Annotated in this window: 15 protein-coding genes and 4 tRNA genes; 7 read left to right on the top strand and 12 right to left on the bottom strand. The window is 65.2% G+C overall.

What is annotated here, in order from left to right:
• Nucleotides 1-35: 35 nt before the first annotated feature.
• The 7 genes from RUGAMON1_RS10625 to RUGAMON1_RS10595 all read right to left on the bottom strand — a co-directional run bounded on the left by RUGAMON1_RS10625 (nucleotide 36) and on the right by RUGAMON1_RS10595 (nucleotide 8,983).
• Nucleotides 36-2,366, bottom strand: a complete 2,331-nt coding sequence (locus RUGAMON1_RS10625; protein ID WP_445230480.1) for a helicase C-terminal domain-containing protein — start codon at nucleotides 2,364-2,366, stop codon at nucleotides 36-38.
• Nucleotides 2,354-3,994: a VRR-NUC domain-containing protein gene (locus RUGAMON1_RS10620; protein ID WP_445230479.1), complete on the bottom strand. Its 1,641-nt coding sequence runs from the start codon at nucleotides 3,992-3,994 to the stop codon at nucleotides 2,354-2,356. Before RUGAMON1_RS10620 ends, RUGAMON1_RS10625 begins: the two co-directional genes overlap by 13 nt.
• Before the next feature lie 121 nt (nucleotides 3,995-4,115).
• Nucleotides 4,116-4,679, bottom strand: a complete 564-nt coding sequence (locus tag RUGAMON1_RS10615) for a phasin family protein (protein WP_445230478.1) — start codon at nucleotides 4,677-4,679, stop codon at nucleotides 4,116-4,118.
• Between the two features lie 68 nt (nucleotides 4,680-4,747).
• On the bottom strand, nucleotides 4,748-4,957 hold the full coding sequence (locus RUGAMON1_RS10610) for a hypothetical protein (protein WP_445230477.1): 210 nt from the start codon (nucleotides 4,955-4,957) through the stop codon (nucleotides 4,748-4,750).
• Nucleotides 4,958-4,960: 3 nt separating this feature from the next.
• Nucleotides 4,961-6,082 (bottom strand): GGDEF domain-containing protein, encoded by a 1,122-nt coding sequence (locus RUGAMON1_RS10605; RefSeq protein WP_445230476.1) that lies wholly within the window; start codon nucleotides 6,080-6,082, stop codon nucleotides 4,961-4,963.
• 201 nt (nucleotides 6,083-6,283) lie between these two features.
• Nucleotides 6,284-8,482, bottom strand: coding sequence for an ATP-binding protein (locus RUGAMON1_RS10600; RefSeq protein WP_445230475.1), 2,199 nt, complete (start codon nucleotides 8,480-8,482; stop codon nucleotides 6,284-6,286).
• An 81-nt stretch (nucleotides 8,483-8,563) separates the two neighbouring features.
• Complete coding sequence (locus tag RUGAMON1_RS10595; protein WP_445230474.1) at nucleotides 8,564-8,983, bottom strand: winged helix-turn-helix transcriptional regulator; 420 nt, start codon at nucleotides 8,981-8,983, stop codon at nucleotides 8,564-8,566.
• Between the two features lie 126 nt (nucleotides 8,984-9,109).
• Here RUGAMON1_RS10595 and RUGAMON1_RS10590 point away from each other — a divergent pair, with 126 nt between their 5' ends.
• Entirely contained in the window at nucleotides 9,110-9,958 is an 849-nt protein-coding gene (locus RUGAMON1_RS10590) for an NmrA family NAD(P)-binding protein (protein ID WP_445230473.1), read from the top strand.
• 77 nt (nucleotides 9,959-10,035) lie between these two features.
• Here the strand turns inward: RUGAMON1_RS10590 and RUGAMON1_RS10585 are convergent.
• The 3 genes from RUGAMON1_RS10585 to RUGAMON1_RS10575 all read right to left on the bottom strand — a co-directional run bounded on the left by RUGAMON1_RS10585 (nucleotide 10,036) and on the right by RUGAMON1_RS10575 (nucleotide 10,621).
• Nucleotides 10,036-10,120 (bottom strand) — tRNA-Leu (locus tag RUGAMON1_RS10585).
• 181 nt (nucleotides 10,121-10,301) lie between these two features.
• Nucleotides 10,302-10,386: transfer RNA gene (locus tag RUGAMON1_RS10580), tRNA-Leu, on the bottom strand.
• A 150-nt stretch (nucleotides 10,387-10,536) separates the two neighbouring features.
• Nucleotides 10,537-10,621: transfer RNA gene (locus RUGAMON1_RS10575), tRNA-Leu, on the bottom strand.
• A 207-nt stretch (nucleotides 10,622-10,828) separates the two neighbouring features.
• Here RUGAMON1_RS10575 and RUGAMON1_RS10570 point away from each other — a divergent pair.
• Both RUGAMON1_RS10570 and RUGAMON1_RS10565 read left to right on the top strand, forming a co-directional pair.
• Complete coding sequence (locus tag RUGAMON1_RS10570; RefSeq protein ID WP_445230472.1) at nucleotides 10,829-12,439, top strand: ATP-binding protein; 1,611 nt, start codon at nucleotides 10,829-10,831, stop codon at nucleotides 12,437-12,439.
• A 130-nt stretch (nucleotides 12,440-12,569) separates the two neighbouring features.
• Nucleotides 12,570-13,679, top strand: coding sequence for a serine hydrolase domain-containing protein (locus RUGAMON1_RS10565; protein ID WP_445230471.1), 1,110 nt, complete (start codon nucleotides 12,570-12,572; stop codon nucleotides 13,677-13,679).
• 66 nt (nucleotides 13,680-13,745) lie between these two features.
• Here the strand turns inward: RUGAMON1_RS10565 and RUGAMON1_RS10560 are convergent.
• Nucleotides 13,746-13,830, bottom strand: a tRNA-Leu gene (locus RUGAMON1_RS10560).
• 343 nt (nucleotides 13,831-14,173) lie between these two features.
• Here RUGAMON1_RS10560 and rnr point away from each other — a divergent pair.
• The 4 genes from rnr (at nucleotide 14,174) to RUGAMON1_RS10540 (ending at nucleotide 19,005) form a co-directional block, all read left to right on the top strand.
• Nucleotides 14,174-16,687, top strand: a complete 2,514-nt coding sequence (rnr, locus tag RUGAMON1_RS10555; protein WP_445230470.1) for a ribonuclease R — start codon at nucleotides 14,174-14,176, stop codon at nucleotides 16,685-16,687.
• Nucleotides 16,688-17,434 carry a 23S rRNA (guanosine(2251)-2'-O)-methyltransferase RlmB gene (gene rlmB, locus RUGAMON1_RS10550; RefSeq protein WP_070359161.1) on the top strand — a complete coding sequence of 249 codons (747 nt, stop codon included), beginning with the start codon at nucleotides 16,688-16,690 and terminating at the stop codon, nucleotides 17,432-17,434. It abuts the gene before it with no gap.
• A 135-nt stretch (nucleotides 17,435-17,569) separates the two neighbouring features.
• Complete coding sequence (gene cysE, locus RUGAMON1_RS10545; protein ID WP_445230776.1) at nucleotides 17,570-18,316, top strand: serine O-acetyltransferase; 747 nt, start codon at nucleotides 17,570-17,572, stop codon at nucleotides 18,314-18,316.
• An 11-nt stretch (nucleotides 18,317-18,327) separates the two neighbouring features.
• Nucleotides 18,328-19,005 carry a YceH family protein gene (locus RUGAMON1_RS10540; RefSeq protein WP_445230469.1) on the top strand — a complete coding sequence of 226 codons (678 nt, stop codon included), beginning with the start codon at nucleotides 18,328-18,330 and terminating at the stop codon, nucleotides 19,003-19,005.
• A 96-nt stretch (nucleotides 19,006-19,101) separates the two neighbouring features.
• Here the strand turns inward: RUGAMON1_RS10540 and RUGAMON1_RS10535 are convergent, their stop codons facing one another.
• Nucleotides 19,102-19,839, bottom strand: a complete 738-nt coding sequence (locus tag RUGAMON1_RS10535; RefSeq protein ID WP_445230468.1) for a hypothetical protein — start codon at nucleotides 19,837-19,839, stop codon at nucleotides 19,102-19,104.
• Nucleotides 19,840-19,841 lie beyond the last annotated feature (2 nt).

Genomic DNA, 19,841 nt, shown 5'->3' with positions numbered 1-19,841 from the left:
TGCATATCGCTATCGTCTTGCTAGCAACGATGTAGTCACGGGCTGGCGGCCGTTTCGACACGCCACCATGCAGGCATCAGCTGTTGTATTTCGGGCCGGCCGAAGCGGTCGTCGATCAGGTACACGGTGCCGCGGTCCGCTTGCGTGCGGATCACGCGGCCGGCCGCCTGCACCACCTTCTGCATGCCGGGGAAGGTGTAGGTGTAGTCGTAGCCGGCGCCGAAGATGGCGTCCATGCGCAGCCGGATCTGCTCGTTGACCGGGTTGATCTGCGGCAGGCCCAGCGTGGCGACAAAGGCGCCGATCAGGCGCGCGCCCGGCAAGTCGACGCCCTCGCCGAAGGAGCCGCCCAGCACGGCGAAGCCGATGCCCTCGCTGTCGAGCGTGAAGCGGCCCAGGAACTGCGCCCGTTCCGCCTCGTCCATGCGGCGCGACTGGCGCCACACCGGGACGTCGGGATAGCGTTCGGCGAACGCGCTGGCGGCCTTGTCCATGTAGTCGAAGCTGCTGAAGAAGGCCAGGTAGTTGCCCGGCTGGCGGCGGTACTGCTCGCCCATCAGCTCGGCGATCGGACGCAGCGATTGCTGGCGGTGCTGGTAGCGCGTGGAGATGTGCGCGGCCACCTGCACCGACAGCTGCTCGGCCACGAACGGCGATTCGACGTCGACCCAGGCCGTGCTCTCCGGCATGCCCAGCATGTCGCCGAAGTAGTTCCACGGGCTGAGCGTGGCCGAGAACAGCGCCGTGCTGTGGGTGCTCTCGAAGCGCGGCTTGAGGAAGGGCGCCGGCACGATGTTGCGCAGGCAGAGCACGGAATTGGCATGACTGGCGCGCGCGCCTTCCGACTTCTCGATATCGAACAGCGCGTGGTCGCCGAAGCTTTCGGCCAGCCGCGTGAACAGCAGCGCGTTGAAATAAAAGGCCTGCAAATCCGCATCGACATACGCGGGATGGTCGGCCATGTAGTCGGAGATGGCGGTGGCCGCCGTTTGCAGCGCGCCCATGAATTTTTCCGGCAGCGCGGCGTAGGACTGGTATTCGGCCGACTGGTCTTTTTCCAGCTGGTTCCACTGGCGGTGCACGCGGTCCAGCGGCTTCTTCAGTTCTTCGGGGACCAGCTTGCGCAGCAGGCGCAGCGAAGCATGTTCCATGTCGGCCGAATACATCTTGCGCGCGCGAGAGACCATGTTGTGGGCCTCGTCCACCAGCACGTTGACCTTCCAGTCGTTCAGCAGCGTCAGGCTGTGCAGCATGGCGCTGAGGTCGAAGTAGTAGTTGTAGTCGCCGATGACGATGTCGCACCAGCGCGCCATCTCGCTGCTCAGGTAGTAGGGGCAGACCTGGTGCGCCAGCGCGACCGCGCGCAGCGTGTCGCGGTCCAGCGCGAGCAGGGTGGGGGCGGCGTCGGCGGATGCCGGCGGCAGCATGATGTCGAGCGCGGCCTGGCGCGCGGCCGGCAGGCGGTCGTAGAAACCCTGGGCCAGCGGGCAGGAATCGCCGTGGCAGGCCTTGTCCGGGTTGACGCAGGCGCTGGCCTTGGACGCCATCTCCAGCGTGCGCAAGGGCAGCAGCGGCGCGCCTGTGCGGATCACGTCGACCGCGTCCAGCGCCATCTGCCGGCCCGAGGTTTTCGCGGCCAGGAAGAACAGCTTGTCGACGCCGTGCTCGGCGCTCGCCTTGAGCATGGGGAACAGGGTGCCGACGGTCTTGCCGATGCCGGTCGGCGCCTGCGCCAGCAGGCACACGCCGCGCTTGCTGGCCTTGTACATCGCTTCGGCCAGCTGGCGCTGGCCGGGGCGGAAGTCCGCATGCGGAAAGCGCATCGCCTTCAGTTGCAGGTCGCGTTCGGCGCGGTGCGCCATTTCCTGTTGCGCCCATTGCAGGAACAGTGTGCATTGCTGTTCGAAGTAGATGCGCAGGCTGGCGGCCGTGTGCTCTTCCTGCAGCACGGTTTCCTTCTGGCTGCCGATGTCGAAGTAGACCAGCGCCAGTGTGATCCGGTCCAGTCCCTGGTCGGCGCACAACAGGTGGCCGTAGATCTTGACCTGCGCCCAGTGCAGCTGGCGCTGGTTGTCCGGCATCTTCTTCAGGTCGCCGCGATAGGTCTTGATTTCCTCGAGACGCCGGGCGCGGCTGTCGTAGCCGTCGGCGCGGCCGCGCACGCGCAGCGGGCCGAAACCGCCGGCCAGCGCGACTTCGGTCTGGTAATCGTCGTCGCGCCGCGCCGTCACGACGGCGTGCCCGGCGATGCCTTCCTGCGCCGTCGGCGAGGGCGTGAAGCGCAGGTCGAGGTCGCCGGTCTTGGCGGTGAACTCGCACAGCGCGCGCACGGCGATCGTGTAGCTGGGTGCGCTCATGCCGCCCATTGCAGGTAGCAGACCGAGATCGGCATGTCGTGCGTGGCGCAGTAATCGATCCAGCGCAGCTGGTTGTCCTGCAGGCGGTCGCCCGGGCCTTTGACTTCGATCATGTTGTAGCGGCGCTCGGCCGGCCAGAACTGGATCAGGTCGGGGAAGCCGCTGCGGTTGGCCTTGATGTCGGCCAGGATGCGCTCGAAGGCGCGCTTCAGGTGCAACGCCGGGATGCAGTCCAGCGCCAGGTCGAGCAGCGCCGGGTCCAGCGCCTCCCAGTACAGGAAGGGCGACTGGATGCCGGCCTTGGCGGCGAAGTTGGCGCGTATCGTGGCGCGGTACTGGCCGCTGTCGAGCTGCGCCAGCGCGGCGGCGAACTGCTGCGCGCGGCGGCGCTGGAAGTCGGCGCTGTGCAGGTCGGCCGGGCCGCGGTGGTAGGGATGGAAGAAGGCGCCCGGTATCGGGCTGAACACGGCGTCCCAGCACAGCAGGCCGAACAGCGAATTGATCAGCGCGTTCTCGACGTAGTAGACCGGGGCGTCGTCGCGCGCCAGGTGGTCGCGCACGACGAACTCGACGTAGCTCGGTTCCGGCGGCGGCGGCAGGCTGAGGTCGATGCGCAGCGCTTGCGCGGGCGCGTGCGGCGCCGGCTTGGCGTGGCCCAGCTCGCGCGCCAGGCGCGGCTGCATGCGCAGCAGCTGCTGGCGTTCGGCCTCGCTTTCCGGCGCTTGCAGCGCGGTTTGCAGCAGCTCGAAGGCGGCGCGCGGCTGCTCGTCTTTTTCCAGCACGCGCACGGCGCGCGCGCGGGCGCCGGGGTAGTTGCAGCCGGCGTACAGCGCGTGCGCGGCCGGCCAGTCGGCCTGCTTCTCGAGGTGCTGGGCGATCTGGAAGATCAGCTTGTCGCGGCGGCTGCGCAGCCATTCGTTGTCGGCCGGGCAGGGCGGCAGGTCGCCGATCACGTCGGCAGGTGGTTCGCCTTCGATGAAGCGCTCGTGGCAGCGGTGCAGCGCGAGGAAGTCGTCGATGTCGCGGCGGCTGCGGAAGCCGCGCGCGGCCGGCGAAAAGTCGACCTTTTCGTACTGGTAGATGCCGAGGTCGGACAGCACGAACTCGGTCCAGTCCTGGTGGTAGTTGCCGAAGAAGATAAGCCGCAGGCGGTCGCACAGTTCCTGCGTCAGGTTGCGGTAGCAGTGGTCGCCCGAGCCCTGGTGCCAGCTGGAGTAGCGGTGCTGGCCTTCATGCTGCGCGCGCAGCGCTTCCAGCTGCTCGGCCTTGCGCAGCTGGCGCAGGTGCGGGGGCAGCTGGAAGATATGGCCGATCTCGGGCTTTTGCAGCAGCTCGAACAGCTGGTTCAGGTCCAGCGCGGGGTCTTCCTCGATCAGGCCCAGGGCCGCCAGCGGACGGGCGGCTTCATGCGTGCTGCCGATCTCCGCATAGGCCAGTTTGCTGGCGCGAAACACCGTCCCCTTGCGCATCACCATGCGCACGAACAGCGCGCGCGAGGCTTGCGGCAGGGTGGGGAAGGCGGCGAGGAAGCTGCGTTCCTCGGCGGTCAGCAAGTCGTCGTAGCGCCCGCCTATCCACGCCAGTACCTGCTGGAAGTTGTCCAGGTAGTACAAGGGATTTTCTAGGACTTTGATCATTGCCGGAGTGAGCTGTTGCGATAACTGTGTTTATGTACAGCGTATCGCATTTAGCGGCGCGCGCCCAGCAAAATAAAAAGCCAGGCGCGCGGGCCTGGCTGGTGCGGGGAGTTGAACCTGCTTACTTTTTCGCGGCCTTGGCCGGTTTGACGGTGTTTTGATCGACCAGCGCGCTGGCCTTGGCGATTTGCGTTTCCACCGCTTCGACCGCCTGCTTGGTGGCCTTGGTCACCTGCTCGTAGCCGCTGAAGGCGTTGTCGATCGCGGTCTTGACGATCTCCACCGCGTTCTCGGACCCGGGACGCACGTTCTTGGTGACGTCGTAGATCAGCGCGCTGAGCGTGCTCTTGGCTTCGGTCATGTGGGCGTCGGCGGCGCGGGTGAATTCTTCGCGGATCTCGGCGATGATGCTGCCCAGTTGCTGGTTGTAGGCGGCGGCGCCGGCCACGCCCGGTTGCATCTTGGCGGCGGCCAGCGACATGGCGGCCTTGGGATCGGTGGTTTGGCTGATTTCCTTGCCGGCGGCGAGGCCGTCTTCCAGCTGGTTTTTGGCGGTGGCCATGTTCAGGGCGACGACTTGCTCGACGCCTTGCACGGCTTTGCTGGTCAGGCTGTTGAAGGTTTCGAGCTGAAATTCAAACAGTGCTTTGGTGGCGTTGGCAAATTGTTCGGGATTTGTAAACATACAGTCTCCTCAAGATGATGAAATGTAGCCAGTAATGCCCCGGGGTTCCCCCTGTTATTGCGACCCCATTATTTAGCAAGAACCAACTTTTCGCAACGGCTATCTTTATAGGGGCCGGAGTCCTTTTCCCAGCCCGGCCCCAGCGGCGTCTGCGAGCAGCTGAGGTAGTTGTCGATCTTGCTGCGCCACTTGTACCACGGCGCCGGACCGGCGTTGAGACTGCCGCTGCACAGGGCCAGCATGACGGCGGCCAGCGCGTATCGTTTGATGTAGATCATGTTTTATACCAGTTGTCGCGAGCAGACGCGGTTGCGGCCGCCGTTTTTGGCAGCGTACAGCAATTCGTCGGCGGAGGCGATCATGTTGAGGTGGGCTTCGTGGGTGGAGGTCGCGAAGTCGACGCTGGCCACGCCGAAGCTGGCGGTGATGTGGATCTGCTGGCCTTCGTAGGCGACCGGCGTGTCGGCCAGCGCGTGGCGCAGGCGCTCGGCCAGCAGGACGCCGCCGGCCAGGTCGGTCTCCGGCAGGATCAGCAGGAATTCCTCGCCGCCGTAGCGCACCACGCTGTCGACGCTGTCGCGCGTCATCGATTGCAGCAGGGCGCCGAAGCGTTGCAGCACGGCGTCGCCGCCGTTGTGGCCGTAGGTGTCGTTGACCGCCTTGAAGTGGTCCAGGTCGCTCATGATGACCGTCAGGCTCAGCCGGTAGCGCTGGGCGCGCGAGATTTCCGTCTCCAGCAATTGCTCGTGCAGGTGGCGCCGGTTGTAGCAGCCGGTCAGCGGATCGCGCACCGACAGGTTCTTCAGCACCGTCTGCGCGCTGTATTCGTCGCGCAACAGCAACTGGTAGCGGCGCGCGGCCACGTAGCCGAACACATTGGTCAGCACCAGCAGCGCCGCCATGGTCGCCAGCTCGACCCGGCGCAGGTCGCCCAGCTGCTGGGCCAGCACGATGAAGCCCAGCGTGGCCGGCGCGGCGATCGCGGCCGCGTACAGCAGGCGGTTCGGAATGTAGATGTAGATCACGATGACGACGATGGACATCGAGATCGCGTGCAGCGAAAACTCGCTTGGGCGCAGCGCGGCGATCAGCAGGAAGCCGGCCGCGCCGGCCATCTCGACCATGCTGGCCACGCCGCGCGTAATGGGGATGGAGTCGGGCCGGCGCCGCAGCAGTACCAGGCTGCCCAGCGCGGTGGCGGCCACCAGCAGGCGCGCGCTGGCCAGCACCGCGGTGCGCAGGCTGTAGCCCAGCCAGATGACGTCGGTGGCGGCAAAGCACAGGTAGAACAGGGAGCAAAAGACAAACGTCACGCGCAGCTGCGCCTGCGTCATGGTCAGGTGATGGCGCAGGAATGCTCGTTCGACCGTGGCGTCGCTGAATTCGCAACGCAGGGTCGCCATTTCCATTTTCGCAGGCTGGGCAGGACGTGGGTGCACAGGACTGGTCTCTCCGCTAGGCGCCGGCTGTTTGCCGGTCTGATACAACCTATTATACGGCTGCAATAATTGCGCGAAGGAAAATTGTTGAGTCCGGCGCAGAAGGTGTTTCAAATGGGCGTGGCTAGGAGCCGCAACGACGCCACGGTCATTTGAAACGCCTTTTCAAAGCGGGGCTACCCTTGGCAGGCGCATGGTGAAGGTGGTGCCGGCGCCGAGCTGGCTGACGACGTCGATATGCCCGCCCAGCACGCCGGTGACGATGTTGTGCGTGATGTACAAACCCAGGCCGGAACCGCCGGCGCCGAGCCGGGTGGTGAAGAAGGGATCGTAGATGCGCGGCAGATTGGCGCTCGGGATGCCGTCGCCGTCATCGCCGACCGAAATGGCGATTTGGCCGTTGCCGATGTCCTGCGCCCGGATCGTGATGGTGCCGTGGCTGCGGCCGTTGAAGCCATGCGTGATGCTGTTGTCGATCAGGTTTTCCAGCGCCTGGACCAGCGGGCCGGGATAGCTGTCGAGCTCCAGCCAGTGCTCGACCTCCTCGACCAGCACCAGTCCATGCTGCCGGAGCGCGGGCTGGGACGATTGCAGCAACTGGGCCACCAGGTCGCCCAGCACGAAGCGGCTGCGCTGCGAACTGGCGCTGTCGACCGCGATGCGGCGGAAACCGGCCACCAGCGCGGCAGCGCGGTTCAGGTTGCGCAGCACCACGGCGTCGGCGTCGGCCGCCTGTTGCAGATAGACTTCCAGCACCGAGCGCCGCAGCCCGCCCTCCAGGTCGCGCCGCAGCTCGGCCGTGCGTTCGCTCATGCTGCCGGCCATGGTCAGGCAGTTGCCGATCGGCGTGTTCAGCTCGTGGGCCACGCCGGCCACCAGCGCGCCCAGCGCCGCCAGCTTGTCGCGCCGCACCAGTTCTTCCTGCGTCAGGCTGAGGTTGCCCAGCGCCGTGGTCAGTTCCTCGTTGACGTGCTCGGCTTCCTCTTTTGCCCGCACCAGCTCGGCGGTGCGGGCCTGCACCAGTTCTTCCAGGTGTTCGCGGTGACGCACCAGTTCGGCCTCGCGCCGGGTGCTGGCGATGGCGATGCCGGCCAGGTGGCTGGCGGCCTTGATCAGGCGGCGGTCATCCTCGGTCGGGCTGCGCGGCTCGCGGTAGTACATGGCGAAGCTGCCCAGCACCGTGCCGGGGTCGAGCAGGATGGGCATGGCCCAGCAGGCGCGCAGGCCGTACTGGACGGCGATCTCCTGGTACGGCGCCCACAGCGGATCGTGGTAGGTGTCGCTGACCACCACCGTCTCCTTGCGGTGCACGGCGGTGCCGCAGGAGCCCGCCACCGGGCCGGACGGCAGGCCGTGGATGGCCGCCAGGTAGTCGGCCGGCATGCTGGGGCCGGCGGCGCTCAGCAGCGTGACGCCGTCCGGCGCCACCAGCATGACCGTGCACAGCACCGGCGGCGCCTGCGATTCGATCAACAGGGTCAGGCGTTCGAGCGTGTCGGCCAGCGGCGCGCCGCGCGCGATCATTTCCAGCACCTGGTTCTTGCCGTCACGCAGCTGCTCGGCCAGCTTGCGGCTGCTGATGTCGACGATGCGCACATGCATCAGGCGGTGTTCGGGCGTGTTCAGCGGCACCATGCGCAGCTCGCACGGGATCTCGCGGCCGGAACTGTGCAGCACCGTCAGCTCGAATATCTGGACCCCGCCCGCCATCACCTGGTCGACGTAGGCGTCGAAGGCCGCGGCCGAGCTGCGGCCGTCGGGCTGCTGCGCCGGGCACAGCGCGGGCAGGGTGGTTTGCACCAGCTCGGTTTCGGTGCTGCCGAACAGGATGCGGGTCTGGCGGTTGACGTCCAGCACGCGGTTGCTGCCGCGCTGCATCAGCAGGATGGCGTCCGGCGAGCCGGACAGCATGTGATGGTAGTTCACTTCCAGCGTCGCCATGGTCGGCATATCGGCCGCCGGCGGGGCTGGCGCGATCGCCTTCAACTCCAGCAGCACGCGCTCGGCGATGTCTTCGGTGGGCAGCGACAGCGGCAGGTAGGCGTTGACGCCGGCTTCGCTGGCGCGCTCGCGCTCGTCGGGGCTGGGACTGCCGGACAGCAGGAACACCGGCAGCTTGTCGCCGCAGGCGGCGCGCATGCGCTGGCACAGTTCCAGCCGCGCGCTGCCGGCCAAGGCCACGTCGAGCAGCGCCAGTGCGACCTGGCCGCCTGCGGCCAGCGCCAGCGCCTCGTCGCCGCGCCGTACCAGCTCGACCCCCAGGCCGTGGTGGGCCAGCATGATACGGAGCAGGGCGAGATCGTAGTTCGTGTTGGTGGCTATCAACACGATGTTGGGCTGGTGGGGGAGTGACGGCTGCATCATGGGTAAGGGTATCCGCTCCGCAGTACGTGATAGCAGCCAGTGTCACAGGATGGGCGGGCCGGGTCAAGCCTTTCTGCGGGCTCAGGCCGGCTCCAGCGCCGCCTCTTCCTGGGCCTGCCGGATCAGCGGGAAATTGTCTTCGATCCAGTCGACCAGCACTTCCAGCCGCTCGGCGGCCTGGCGCCCCAGCGGCGTGAGGCTGTATTCCACATGCGGCGGCACCACCTGATGCGCCACCCGCAGCACCATGCCGTCGGTGGCCAGCGCGTCGAGCGTCTGCGCCAGCATCTTCTCGCTGACGCCGCCGATCTCCCGGCGCAGCTGGCTAAAGCGGTGGGTGCCGTCCAGCAGCACCACCAGCACCAGTACGCCCCAGCGGCTGGTGATGTGGCCCAGCACGGCGCGCGACGGACATTCAGCCGCCAGCACGTGGGCGCGCGGGTTGCCCAGGTTGCCGGCCAGCGCCTTGCGCAGGGACCGGCTGGATTGGCTTGGCTTCATATGCTTCCTTCTCTGGTTAGGGGTACTTACCAAATTGTACGTACTTACAATTCGTAAGTATAGGTCCTATTATAGACCCAACCGCGCGGAAACCTCCCCGCGGCAGCCTATTCGAAGGAAAACAATATGATTATCGTTACTGGTGCAAGTGGCCAACTGGGCCGCCTGGTGATCGCCCGCCTGCTGAAAACCGTCCCTGCCGCGCAGATCGTCGCCGCCGTGCGCGATGTCGCCAAGGCGTCCGACCTGGCCGCGCAAGGCGTGCAGGTGCGGCGCGCCGACTACACCGATCCGGCCTCGCTGGACGCCGCCTTCCAGGGCGCGAGCAAGGTGCTGCTGATTTCATCGAGCGAACTGGGTCAGCGCGGCCAGCAGCACCGCAACGTCATCGACGCCGCCGTGCGCGCCAAGGCCGGCTTGCTGGCCTACACCAGCGTGCTGCATGCGGACACCTCGCCGCTGGCGCTGGCGGCCGAGCACCGCGAGACCGAGGCGGCGGTGCGCGCTTCCGGCTTGCCGTACAGCTTGCTGCGCAACGGCTGGTACGTGGAAAACTACACGGGCGGCCTGGGCGGGGCGCTGGCGCATGGCGCGCTGGCCGGCGGCGCCGGGGAAGGGCGGATCGCAGCGGCCGCCCGTGCCGATTACGCCGACGCGGCGGCAGCGGTGCTGACCAGCACGCAGGCGGTCGAGCAAGTGTATGAGCTGGCGGGGGACCACGGTTTCACGCTGGGCGAGCTGGCGGCCGAAGTGTCGCGCCAGTCGGGCAAGCACATCCCTTTCCACAATCTGCCGCAGCAGGAGTATCGCGAAATGCTGGTGGGTGTAGGCCTGCCGGCGGCGCTGGCTGAGTTAATTTCCGATTCGGATGCGCAGGCCGCGAAGGGTGCGCTGGATGATCGCAGCGGCACGCTGGGCAAGCTGATCGGCCGCCCGACCATCACCTTGGCGGACGCCGTCAAAGCGGCGCTGTAATGAAAAAAGTCTCCCATCTGGACAGAGCGCGATCTTGAGCGCGTTCTGCCTGATGGGAGGCTTTTTTGCGGAATTTTTGGTGCCCACGGAGGGACTCGAACCCCCACACCTTGCGGCACATGGACCTGAACCATGCGCGTCTACCAATTCCGCCACGTGGGCACTGTTACTGCTATCTGCTGCGTGTTCTGCAACAGAGGCCCGAATCTTAAAGGAGGGCTGGCACCTCGTCAATAGAGTTTTCGTGCTTTTATGAAATAATTTCAGCAAGGGAGGGCGAGGGGCAATGAAAAAAGCCCCCATCTGCTTTTCAGCTCGATGGAGGCTTTTTTGCGGAATTTGTTGGTGCCCACGGAGGGACTCGAACCCCCACACCTTGCGGCACATGGACCTGAACCATGCGCGTCTACCAATTCCGCCACGTGGGCACTGTTACTGCTCTCTGCTGCGTGTTCTGCAACAGAGGCAGCATCATGCCGCATGGCGCCGCCGCCGTCAAGGGCATCGTGAAACGACGCTGAAATGAAAAAAAGCCGCAGACCTTTTTAGGGGCATTGCGGCTTTTTCGCGGAATTTTGTGGTGCCCACGGAGGGACTCGAACCCCCACACCTTGCGGCACATGGACCTGAACCATGCGCGTCTACCAATTCCGCCACGTGGGCACTGTTACTGCTTTGCTGCTCTCTGCTGCGTATGCTGCAACAGAGGCCAGAATCATAGGGGAGCGGCACGGCGCCGTCAAGAGCGAAATGCTGATTTTTGATAAAGATTGCACCGGACCACACGCGTGATTTGCTGCTTGCTTGTTTGCTCACACTTTCGTAAGCTCCTGCATGCTGGCCCCGTCACTGAGGCAAAGGAGTTGGGCGATGGATACGATGAGTAGCTGGTTCGGTAGCCAGGGCTTCATGCCGCACGGGCACTGTTTTCTCTGGACGCCGTCGATCCTGTGGCTGAGTGTGATCTCCGACGCGTTGATCGCGCTGGCCTACCTGACCATTCCGATCACGCTGCTGTACTTTATCCGCAAGCGCCGCGACTTGCCGTTCGACTGGATGTTCATCGCCTTCGGCGTTTTCATCCTGGCCTGCGGCAGCACCCACGTGGCCGACATCTGGGTGATCTGGCATCCCGACTACTGGCTGTCGGTGATATTGAAGACGATCACCGCCGCCGCCTCGGTGGTGACGGCCATCGTGCTGGTGCGGCTGGTGCCGGTGGCGCTGCGCATTCCCAGTCCGGCGCAGCTGGAGGCGGTCAACGCCGAACTGCAGCGCGCCAATGCCGAGCTGCGCATCGCCATGGAGCGCGCCGAAGTGGCCAACCGCGCCAAGAGCGCCTTCCTGGCGGCGATGAGCCACGAATTGCGCACCCCGCTCAATGCCATCCTCGGCTACACCCAGATCCTCAAGCGCGACAAGGCTTTGACGCCGACGCAGAAGAGCGGCGTCGGCACGATCCAGCAAGGCGGCCAGCATCTGCTGGCGCTGATTAACGACGTGCTCGACCTGTCGCGGGTGGAGGCGGGCAAGATGGACTTCCATCCCAAGCCGGTGGTGCTGGCCGATCTGTTGACGGTGGTGGCCGACATCATGCGCGTGCGCGTGCGCGCCGAGCAGAAGCAGCTGAACTTCGAGCTGGAGCTGGCGGCCGGCTTGCCGGAGGCGATCAGCGTCGACGAAACGCGCCTGCGCCAGGTGCTGCTGAATTTGCTGGGCAACGCCGTCAAGTTCACCGACCGCGGCACGGTACGCTTGCGCGTGCTGCCGCTGCCCGCCCGGCCCGGCGCCGCGGCCGATGTCGCCGCGCTGCGTTTCGAGGTGCACGACGACGGCATCGGCATCGCGCCCGATCATATCGACGCCATCTTCCGTCCGTTCGAACAAGTGGGCGACGCCTCGCGTCGCGCCGGCGGCACCGGGCTGGGCCTGGCGATCAGCGGCCAGCTGGTGCGGCTGATGGGCGGCGAGCTGAAAGTGGAGAGCAAGCTGGGGACGGGTAGCCGCTTCTGGTTCGATGTGGCGATGCCGGTGGTGGCGGCGCCAGCGGCCATCAGCAGCGACGGCCACAACGCCACCGGCTACCTGGGGCCACGCAAGACCATCCTGGTGGTGGACGATGTCGCCACCAACCGCGCCTTGCTGCGCGATTTGCTGGGCGCGCTGGACTTCCGCATGCTCGAGGCCGACAACGGCGCCGACGGCTTGCTGCAGGCGCAGTCCGGCGTGCCGGACCTGGTGTTGCTGGACATGGTCATGCCGGGCATGGACGGCATTGAAACCACGCGTCGCCTGCGTGCCGACGCCCGCACCGGCACCATGCCGGTGCTGATCATTTCCGCCAGTTCGACCCCGGAAGAGGAGGAGCGCTCACGCCAGGTGGGCGCCAACGCCTTCCTCAGCAAGCCGGTCGACGAGCGGGAGCTGCTGCGCGAGATCGGCACGCATCTCAAGCTGGAGTGGAGTACGGCGCCGGAATAAGTCCGCCCTGGTCCGGCATGCATGACTTTCGGCACTCTCTGTTCGCCACACCTCTGGCATAGCATCGTCCCCATCGACTCGCCGCATGTTGCACACGCGGCGGTCCCACTTTTTTTTGTGATGGGCAGATATGGTTACGCGACGCGATGTGATGATGCTGGGCCTGGGCGTTCCCTTGCTGAACGCCTGCGGAGGCGGCGGCAATTCCGGCAATGGCGCCGGGCCGGAAAACGTGGTCGGATCGACGATCATCGACGACGACTGGCGCACGGCGACGCCGGAAAGCGAGGGTGTGGCGGCCGCCGCGATGCAAAGCCTGTTGTCCGAGGGCGCGCAGATCCCGGAGATGCGCAGCTTGCTGGTGGTGCGCAACGGCACCCTGATCGGCGAGCGCTACTACGCCGACGGCAAGTCCTCCGACCTGCGCCATATCCGCTCGGCCACCAAGACCGTCAGCAGCCTGCTGGCCGGGCAGGCCATCCGTGACGGCAAGATACGCGGCGCCACGGCTACGCTGGGTGAATTGCTGCCAAGGGAAATGGCCAAGGTGCGGGGCTCGGTGGCAGGCGGTGTCACGCTGGCCCAGGTGCTGCGCATGCGCAGCGGACTGGAGTGGGATGAGGACGTCCATATGCAGGAACTCTTGCATGCTCCCGACCTGACCAGTCTGGCGCTGGGCCTGCCGGTGGCGGCGCTGGGGCCGAACGGACCGTACTGGAACTACAACAGCGCGGTCTCGCATCTGGTGTCGCCCATCGTTGCGGATGCTTATGGCGAGGATACGCTGGCGGTCGCCACGCGCAATCTGTTTGCGCCGCTCGGCATCCGTCAGGTGGCCTGGCAGCGCGATGCGACCGGCACGATACTTGGCTCGTTCGGCTTACAGCTGCGGGCGCGGGACATGATGAAGCTGGCGTGGATGGCGCTCGATGGCGGCATGTGGCAGGGCAAGTCCGTGGTGCCGGCCGCCTGGCTGAACGAGAGCTTTGTCAATCACGTCCATATCGGCCCGATAGGGGATATGAGCGATGTCGGCTATGGCTATTTGTGGTGGCGCGGCATGTTGGGCGGCCATCAGATAATCACGGCCTACGGTTTTGGCGGGCAGTTGGCCATGTTGGTGCCGGACTTGCGCATGACCATCGCCACCGCCGCGCTGTGGGATCTGCCCATCCAGCAGGGTAGCGACAACGAGGAGCGGATATTCAATCTGATCGGCCGCTTCCTGTCCAAGCTGTAGGCGCGCAGGAATGAAAAAAGCCGCAGACCTGTTTTAAGGGCGTTGCGGCTTTTTTGCGGAATTTTGTGGTGCCCACGGAGGGACTCGAACCCCCACACCTTGCGGCACATGGACCTGAACCATGCGCGTCTACCAATTCCGCCACGTGGGCACTGATGCTTCTCAACAACTCTGCTATTATAACGACGGGGAGAGTTTTGCGCCAGATGAGCTTTCGCTCCTTACTGCACATCAACCCTGTCTAGCATTTTCTCACTTTGCCGCCGTTTTTCAACATTGTCGCTGCGAGAGACCAAGATTATAGAGGAATTTTGCGGGATGTCAAATGCCCCAACATAAAAAATCCGCCTGAATTCGCAAAGCCGGCCGCAAATTAGTCAATCAGGGCGTTTCCAAGTACACTATGCCTGTCGTCGTGTCATATATATGCACCTAACGATTTTGCCAGGCCGGATTTCCTCTGAACACTGTCAATAATAACTACAGAAATACTTTTGAACCAATCTACCCATACCATTCCCAGCCGGGAGGAAATTCTCGGCATCTTCCGCAGCGCCAAGGCGCCGCTCGATCTGCGCGCACTGTCGAAGTCGCTGAAGGTCGCGACCGAGGCCCAGGCCGTGTTGTCGCGCCGCCTGAACGCCATGCAGCGCGACGGCCAGATCGTCTCCGACGACAGCGGCCACTTCTCGCTGGCCACCGAAACCGGCTTCATCGCCGGCCGCGTCGCCAGCCATAAAGATGGCTTCGGCTTCGTGATCCCGGACGAGCCGGGCGAAGACCTGTTCCTGCCTGAAAAAGAAATGCAGAAAGTGCTGCATGGCGACCGCGTGTTGGCCAAGGTCATCGGCGTCGATCGCCGCGGCCGTCCGGAAGGCACCATCGTCGAGGTGGTCAGCCGCGCCAACACCCACATCATCGGCCGCCTGCTGAACGAGAACGGCGCCTGGATCGTCGCGCCGGAAGACCAGCGCATCGCCCAGGACGTTCTGATCGAAGGCTCGATCGGCAAGGCCAAGTCGGGCCAGGTAGTCAGCGTCGAACTGACCGAGCAGCCGATGCGCTTCAAGCAGCCGGTCGGCAAGATCGTTGAAATCCTGGGCTCGCTGGACGACCCCGGCATGGAAATCGAAATCGCCGTGCGCAAGTTCGGCGTGCCGCATGTGTTCTCGGACGCCGCGCTCAAGCAGGCCAACAAGCTGCCGGACCAGGTGCGCGACGCCGACCTGGCCGACCGCGTCGACCTGCGCGACATCCCGATGGTCACCATCGACGGTGAAGACGCGCGCGACTTCGACGATGCGGTCTACTGCGAGCCGGTCAAGATCGGCCGCGCCAACGCCTACCGCCTGATCGTCGCGATTGCCGACGTCAGCCACTACGTCAAGCCGAACGATGCGCTCGACGCCGACGCGCTGGAGCGCAGCACCTCGGTCTACTTCCCGCGCCGCGTGATTCCTATGCTGCCGGAGAAGCTGTCCAACGGCCTGTGCTCGCTGAACCCGGCGGTCGACCGTCTGACCTTGGTGTGCGACGCCGTCGTCACCGCCAAGGGCGAGATCAAGGCTTACCAGTTCTATCCGGCCGTGATCCACTCGGCCGCGCGCCTGACCTACACCGAAGTGGCCGACATCCTCGGCAACACCAAGGGGCCGGAAGCCGCGCGCCGTCCGGGCATCGTGCCGCATCTGCTGAACCTGTACGAGGTGTACCATGCACTGCTGAAGGCGCGCACCGAACGCGGCGCGATCGACTTCGAAACCACCGAGACCTACATCGTCTGCAACCCGTCCGGCAAGATCGAGAAGATCATCCCGCGCACCCGCAACGACGCGCACAAGCTGATCGAAGAATGCATGTTGACCGCCAACGTCTGCGCGGCCGACCTGCTGATCCGCCACAAGCATCCCGGCACCTACCGCATCCACGCCAGCCCGACCGCTGAAAAGCTCAAGCAGGTACGCACCTTCCTCAAGCAGGTCGGCCTGACGCTGAACGGCGGCGACAAGCCTGCCGCCGGCGACTACGCCGTGCTGATGAAGCAGGTCAAGGAGCGCCCGGACGCCTCGCTGCTGCAAACCATGCTGCTGCGTTCGATGCAGCAGGCGGTCTACAGCCCGGATAACATCGGCCACTTCGGCCTGGCGTACGAGGCCTATGCCCACTTCACCAGTCCGATCCGCCGCTATCCGGACTTGCTGACGCACCGCGCCATCAAGGCCATCCTGCTGGGTAAGAAGTACGAACCGAAAGTGGCCAGCACCAGCGTGCTGAACACCAACGTCTCGAACGCCACCCGCAAGCAGCAGGCCAAGGACAAGGCCGAAGGCAAAGAAAAGAAAGCCGTCGACCTGACCGTGTGGGACGCGCTGGGCGTGCACTGCTCGGCCAACGAACGCCGCGCCGACGAAGCGTCGCGCGATGTCGAAGCCTGGCTCAAGTGCTACTTCATGCAGGACAAGCTGGGCGAGGAATTCACCGGCATCATCACCGGCGTGACCACCTTCGGCATCTTCGTGCAGCTGGACCAGCTGTTCGTTGAAGGCCTGGTGCACATCACCGACCTCGGCGCCGATTACTTCCAGTACGACGACGCCCGCCACGAATTGCGCGGCGAACGCACCGGCAAGAAGTTCCAGCTGACCGATCGCGTCAGCGTGCAGGTGGTGCGGGTGGACCTGGAGGCGCGCAAGATCGATCTGCGCCTGGCCGGGGCCGATGCGCCGCCGCCACGCGCCGACAAGTCCGATACGCAATCGAAGGACCGCAAGACCAACATCAAGCCCGGTCCGGCCGTGCCGAAAGCGCAGCCGCAGAAGGCTGTCGCCAAGGGCCAGTCCGACAGGACCGGCGCCGGCAAACCAGCCGCCGCCAAACCGGCCGCGGCCAAAGCTGCCGCCAAGCCTGCCGCCAACGCGCGCGGCGGCCGCAAGACTAATGCCGGGGCGGCTGCTCCGGTAGCACCCCGAGCAGCGAAGACTGTCTCAAAAAGTAAAAAGAAGCGATAAATGAGTAAGAATAAAATGATTTTTGGTTTCCACGCCGTGACCTCGCGTTTGCGTCATGAAGCGAGTTCCGTGGAAGAGATTTTTGTCGACATCGGGCGCGACGACCGCCGCATGAAGGATCTGGTCGCCAACGCCAAGGCTGCCGGCGTGCGCGTGATGCCGGTTGATTCGGCCCGTCTGGACAAGATCGTCGGCACCCGCCGCCACCAGGGCGTGATCGCCTTCGCGTCGCAGCTGGCGCTGGCGCGCAACCTGGATGAACTGCTGGACGCCATCGAAGGCCCGCCGCTGCTGCTGGTCCTGGACGGCATCACCGATCCGCACAACCTGGGCGCCTGCCTGCGCGTGGCCGACGGCGTCGGCGCACACGCTGTGATCGTGCCGAAGGACCGTGCAGTGGGCTTGAACGCCACCGCCGCCAAGGTCGCGTCCGGCGCGGCCGAGACCGTGCCTTACATCACCGTCACCAACCTGGCGCGCACCCTGCGCGACTTGAAGGACCGCGATATCTGGCTGATCGGCACCTCCGACGACGGCGAAAAAGGCTTGTACGAAGCCGACTTCACCGGCCCGACCGCGCTGGTCATGGGTTCGGAAGGCGAGGGCATGCGCCGCCTGACCCGCGAGACCTGCGACATGCTGGTCAGCATCCCGATGTTCGGTTCGGTTGAAAGCCTGAACGTTTCCGTCGCATCCGGCGTCTGTCTGTACGAGGCACGCCGCCAGCGTATCGCCAAAGACATTTAAGCGATACGATCACCCGGCGGCCTGTTACGAGGGCTGCCGGGGTCTAGCCCTGACTCCCCTCCCAGCAAGCCGCTTCCCAGCAACCCACGACCGAATACGCTACCATGAGCGTTTCCGTTGCAATCCCGTACACCCATGTTCCATCGCCTGCGCCAAGACATTAACAGCATCATCGAACGCGATCCTGCGGCCCGCAACGCCTGGGAGGTGCTGACCTGCTACCCCGGTTTGCAGGCCATCGTCATGCACCGCTGGGCGCACTGGTGCTGGACGCGCAAGATGAAATGGCTGGGCCGTTTCATTTCCTACCTGGCCCGCATCGTCACCGGCATCGAGATCCATCCGGGCGCCACCATCGGCCGCCGCGTCTTCATCGACCACGGCTTCGGCGTGGTGATCGGCGAGACCGCCGAAGTGGGCGACGACTGCACCATCTACCAGGGCGTGACCCTGGGCGGCACCTCGCTGCACACCGGCGCCAAACGCCATCCGACGCTGGCGCGCGGTGTCATCGTCGGCGCCGGCGCCAAGGTGCTGGGCGGCTTCACGGTGGGCGAGTACGCCAAGGTCGGCTCCAACGCCGTGCTGCTCAAGCCGGTGCCGCCGGGCGCCACGGCGGTCGGCAATCCGGCCCACATCGTGCAGAAGGAAGCGGCCTCGGCGACCAGCGCCACCGCCCACCTGTTCAGCGCCTACGGCGTCACGCCGAACGGCGACGATCCGCTGTCGAAGGCCTTGCACGGCCTGATCAACCACGCGGTGAAACAGGAAGAACAGATCGAGCGCATCCTCGCCACCATGAAGGCGGCGGGCTTGCACTGTCAGGGCGTGCCCGAATGTGATAAATTGAATTCCGACCAACTCAACAAGCTCGTCGAATAAGGAAGCTGCTTATGGAATCGTCGCCCGATGGCGTTGAAGTGCTGGACCCGTTTGAAATCCGCGTGCTGGCCGTGCTGGCCGAGAAGGAAGCGCTGACGCCGGATAATTATCCAATGTCGTTGAATGCGCTGGTCAACGGCTGCAACCAGTTGTCGAGCCGCGATCCGGTGATGGCGTTGTCGGAAGAGACGGTGGCCGAGGTGCTGCAACGGCTGATGCAGCGCAAGTATGTCAACGGCATCACGCAGGCGGGCGCGCGCGTGACCAAGTACGAGCACCGCATGCGCATCAAGTGGTCGCTGGAGCAGGACAAACTGGCCGTGCTGAGCATCCTGATGCTGCGCGGCCTGCAGACCGCCGGCGAAATCCGCACCCGCACCGGCCGCCTGCATGACTTCAAATCGGTGGCCGATGTCGAGCAGGCGCTGCAATTTTTGATCGACAAATATCCGCCGCTGGTGGCCAAGCTGGCGCTGGCGCCCGGCACCAAGGAGCCGCGCTACGGCCAGTTGCTCGGTGGCGAAGAGGCGCTGGCGAGGGAAGAGACCGCCGCCAGCATGGGCGGTTCGGTCAGCGTGGCCGGGCAGGGCGGTCGCGTCGCCGCGCTGGAGCAGGAAGTCCAGCAACTGCGCCAGCAGGTCGAAGACCTGAGCGCGCAGTTTGCCGAGTTCCGCAAGCAGTTCGAATAACAAAGCGGGGGTCAGATCTGACATTCGGACACGGCCTCAGCTGTAGCATCTACTACAGCTGAGGCCGTGTCCGAATGTCAGATCTGACCCCCATGCTTATTCGTACCTGAACTCGATCAGGGCGTCGTTGGAGTAGCTCTTGTCGCCGAGCGGCACGGAGTACATTTTTCCATCCTCGTCGACCTTGAGCTCCAGCCTGTGGGCGCCGTCGACCAGCGTGGCGCCGGCGATCACGCGGTCGCTGCGCACGCTCATGTTGAAGTCCTTGAACGAGCACCAGTCCGTCGTCAGCGTGATGGTGTTGATCGTCGCGCGTATCAGGAACGGTATGTAGTTCTTCGCGATCGCCATCAGCACCCGGCACTCCAGCTGGATATCGCCGAGGCGCCGCATGTCCGCCGGCACGCCGGCGCTGCGCACGTCCGGCATCCAGCCGTAGTAGCTCTTCTTCTGGTTCAGCACCACATCGGCGTTGTCGTCTTCCGCCGCCCGGTTGCGCGGCAGGGTGAAGCTGTGGTCCGCCGCCAATGGCACGGCGATGTCGGTCTCGTTGCCGGAAAGGCGCACCACCACGTTGTCCATGGCGCCCGCGGGCGCCTTCCTTTTGGCGTGCAGGCGGAAGCGCAGTTGCTGCGCGTTCGGCGCCAGCGCGTGCTGGCTGTCGAAGGCGTCCAGGCCGGACAGCATGTAGCGGTAAGGCTGCATTTCCGGGCTGCGGGTGCCGTTGATGACCACCATCTGGTCCGACCCGGCCTCCGTTTCGGCCGCCGTGGCCGGCAGCGCCGCCACGGCGGCCGCCAGCAGCGCGGCGGTCACGAAGTGTTTGCCCGCCATGC

The organism is Duganella rhizosphaerae, from assembly GCF_040364205.1.
GTDB lineage: Bacteria > Pseudomonadota > Gammaproteobacteria > Burkholderiales > Burkholderiaceae_D > Rugamonas > Rugamonas rhizosphaerae.
The sequence above is the reverse complement of the archived record's forward strand: the minus strand, read 5'-3'. Positions and strand labels throughout refer to the sequence as shown.